Here is a 3,022-nt window from a genome sequence, read left to right on the forward strand (position 1 = left end):
CCGCCAGACAGACCGTGAACCGCCCGACGCCCCGGCCCCCGGACCCCGGCCGCACGGCCCCCTCCTGCCCGTTCCGCCCCTCCTGACAGGGGTCGGCCCCGCCGAGCATCGGCGGCAGGAGCGCCGCATCGACGCCGCTGACCACGGAGTCCGCCGCCGCGACGGTCCCGTCCGCCAGCTCGACGCCCGCCGCCCGGCCGTCCTTCTCGACGATCCGCGTGACCTCCGCGCCGAAGGCGAACTCCACCTTCCGCGCGCGGCACCGCTCGTACAGCGCGTCGGCCAGCGCCCGCATCCCGCCGCGCACGTACCAACTGCCGAACGTCTGCTCCAGATAGGGCAGCGCCGTGGCGCTCGCGGGCGCGGTGCGGGGATCGAAGCCGTACGCCAGGGCGTAGCTCTCCAGGAGGGCGACGAGGCGCGGGTCCCTCAGCTCCCGCTGGGCGACGGACGCCAGCGTGGCCGGGCCGCCGTCCCGCCGGAACAGCCCGCGCCTGCGGGGCGCGGGGTAGGGGTCGCGGCCCAGCACCTGCCAGTCGGCCCGCAGCGGCTCCTCCAGCAGCGGCCGGCGCGTGGCGTCCCACACCTCGCGCGCCCGGTTGACCAGATCGCTCCACCGCTCGCCCGCGCCCCCGCCGGCCGCCTCGTCCAACGCCCGTACGACGCCCGCACGCGAGGCGTTGGGCAGCGAGAGGACCGTGCCGTCCGCGAAGACGTGCCGGCTCGCCGGGTCGACCTGGGACAGCTCGACGCTCTGCTCCAGGGACTCCTTGCCGGTCTTGACGAACAGATCGCGGTACACCGCCGGGAGGTGCAGCAGCCCCGGCCCCGTGTCGAAGGCGAACCCGTCACGGCCGAGCCGCCGCACGCCGCCCCCGTACGTGTCACCGCGCTCGTACACCGCCACCCGGTGGCCCGCGACGGCCAGCCGGGCGGCGGCCGCCATCGCGCCCATCCCGGCGCCGATCACCGCAATCCTTGCCATGCCCGTGACTTTATCCGGCACCACTGACAACGCCGGCGGCCCGGCCTGCCGCCGCTTCAGCCGATGTTCCGCCGGGGACGGCCGCGGACGACCTTGAAGTGGTGTCCGTGGGGGTGAGCACTCAGGTCTGAGTACACGTACTCAGACGATGAGATGAGTAGATGCACGGATGGGCCCCGACCTGCACGGAAGGGAAAGTAGTGACCACGGAAGGGGCGCAGCGCCGAGACCGCCGACACGGGGCGGCGGAACCGGCGGGCGGCCCGGAAGGAAACGGTGGGGCACCACGGGGGAATCGCGGTGCTCTGCCGGGAACGGGGGTTCCACGGGGGACACGGGGGAACGCCGTGTTCCGGCGCGGGCCGAAGGGGGGATCGGTCCGCGCCGGAACAGCGTTGGAACGGCGCGCGATTGCGGCGGGCGGTTACCGCGGGCTGCCGCTGATGCGCCCCTGGAGCAGCCGGGAGAGGGCCGCGTGCACCTCCTCCAGGGAGCGCTCCGGCTGGAACGACTGCCAGTCCAGCGCGGCCACCAGCACCATCCCGAACAGCGCCGACGCCGTCAGCGGGATGTCGATCTCCTTGCTCAGCTCGCCGCCGGCCACCGCTTCCCGCAGCACGGACTCGATCACGGTTATCGCCTTCTGCCGCACCTGCATCAAGGTGGACTGCCAGGCGCGGTTGGTGCGCCACAGCTCGGCCACGTACAGCTGGGTGAGCGAGGGGTAGCGGGCGATGAAGCAGAGCCCGGCCCGGATCATGGCGTCCAGCGCGTCGACCCGGCTCCCGCCGCGAGCCGCCGTCTCGTCGGCGGCCCGCTGGAGCGAGGAGCTGAGCAGTTCGATGCCGTGCCGCAGCAACTCCTCGAACAGCACGCTCTTACTGGCGAAGTTGTAGTAGACCGTGCCCTTCGCCACCCCGGCCCGCTCGGCGATCTCGTCCACCGTGGTGGAGGAGAACCCCTGCTCGGCGATGAGGGTCACGGCCGCCTCGAAGAGCTTCTGCCGGGTGACCTGCCGGCGGGTGTCGCCCGGAGACCGGGGCCGCACCCTCCGGATTGCTGCAGCGCTGCTGTCCATGGTGCTGATTCTGCCTGGCGCCGAGGAGTGCCTGATCACAGGGACAGCTCCGGGTGCGGCCGGTTCACGGACCACACCTGTCCGCGACGGGCCGTCCACGCGGTCAGCGCCAACGCGCCCCCCGTGAACGCCGCCGGCACGGCGCACGGCGGGGTGCTGTTCACGAGCCCTCCCTCGAACTGGCCAGTCAGTACAAAAAGTGCCGCACTCTGATCTCGCTCCGTCAACTGGGGCTGACTCAAGGGGTGTTCGTGCAGGTCAGGGCCGATTGTCAGTGGTGTGCCCCACGATGGGCACATACGGCGGTCATGCGACTACCCAACGGCCGCCACACGACGACAGGAGGTTCGTCATGGCCGGTACCGCGAGCGACGTCCACCCCGTGCTGCGCCGCGCCGCGGCCCCGCCCGCCGCGCTCGACCTGCTCACCCAGGCCCACGACGGACTGGCCGAGGCCGCCGACCTCGAAGCCCCCAACGAGCGTTACGCCACCGCCCACCTCGCCGCCCTGCGCACCGCGGCCGCCGTGCTGGCCGTCCGCGGCCGGCCCGAGACCACGGCGCGGCGCCGGCGGCGGATCCGCAGCGCCTGGGAAGTGCTGCCCGAAGTCGCGCCGGAGCTGGCCGAATGGAGCGCGCTGTTCGCCTCGGGCGCCCCGCGCCGGGCCCGCGCGGAGGCGGGCATACCCTCCGCGGCGAGCTGCCGCGACGCCGACGACCTGCTGCGCGACGCCGCCATGTTCTTGCGCCTGGTGGAGCGGATGCTGGTGCTCCAGCCCGCCCTGCCGCGGCAGGCGGCGGCCGAGCGGGACAAGGCGGGATGAGGGTCGCTGCCTTGCCCGGTGTCTTGCCCGGTGCCTGCCCGGCACCGTGTCCGGTGTCCTGTTCCGTGTCATGTCCAGGGCGCGCGCCGGAGCGCGCGCGGGGCGGCACCGGCCGGGCCCGCCGTAGGCAATAGGC

General features: G+C 73.6%; 4 protein-coding genes. 1 reads left to right on the plus strand and 3 read right to left on the minus strand.

The genetic code is table 11. From position 1 onward, the window contains the following. The 3 genes from ACFU99_RS39195 to ACFU99_RS39205 form a co-directional block, all read right to left on the minus strand. Nucleotides 1–985 (minus strand): phytoene desaturase family protein (locus ACFU99_RS39195; protein WP_384402177.1); only part of this gene is annotated, 985 nt, incomplete at its 3' end. A 424-nt stretch (nt 986–1,409) separates the two neighbouring features. Beyond that, complete coding sequence (locus ACFU99_RS39200) at nt 1,410–2,063, minus strand: TetR/AcrR family transcriptional regulator (protein ID WP_384402180.1); 654 nt, start codon at nt 2,061–2,063, stop codon at nt 1,410–1,412. A gap of 35 nt (nt 2,064–2,098) precedes the next feature. Further along, nucleotides 2,099–2,227 carry a hypothetical protein gene (locus ACFU99_RS39205; protein WP_384402187.1) on the minus strand — a complete coding sequence of 43 codons (129 nt, stop codon included), beginning with the start codon at nt 2,225–2,227 and terminating at the stop codon, nt 2,099–2,101. Nucleotides 2,228–2,415: 188 nt separating this feature from the next. Here ACFU99_RS39205 and ACFU99_RS39210 point away from each other — a divergent pair, with 188 nt between their 5' ends. Further along, nucleotides 2,416–2,886 carry an SAV_6107 family HEPN domain-containing protein gene (locus ACFU99_RS39210; protein ID WP_384402183.1) on the plus strand — a complete coding sequence of 157 codons (471 nt, stop codon included), beginning with the start codon at nt 2,416–2,418 and terminating at the stop codon, nt 2,884–2,886. The last annotated feature ends 136 nt before the right edge of the window (nt 2,887–3,022 follow it).

Source organism: Streptomyces sp. NPDC057654 (genome assembly GCF_042800135.1).
GTDB lineage: Bacteria > Actinomycetota > Actinomycetes > Streptomycetales > Streptomycetaceae > Streptomyces.

Coding starts and splice junctions, on each gene's coding strand:
- ACFU99_RS39210 (WP_384402183.1), top strand. CDS start 2,416: ATGGCCGGTACCGCGAGCGACGTCCACCCCGTGCTGCGCCGCGCCGCG.
- ACFU99_RS39200 (WP_384402180.1), bottom strand. CDS start 2,063: ATGGACAGCAGCGCTGCAGCAATCCGGAGGGTGCGGCCCCGGTCTCCG.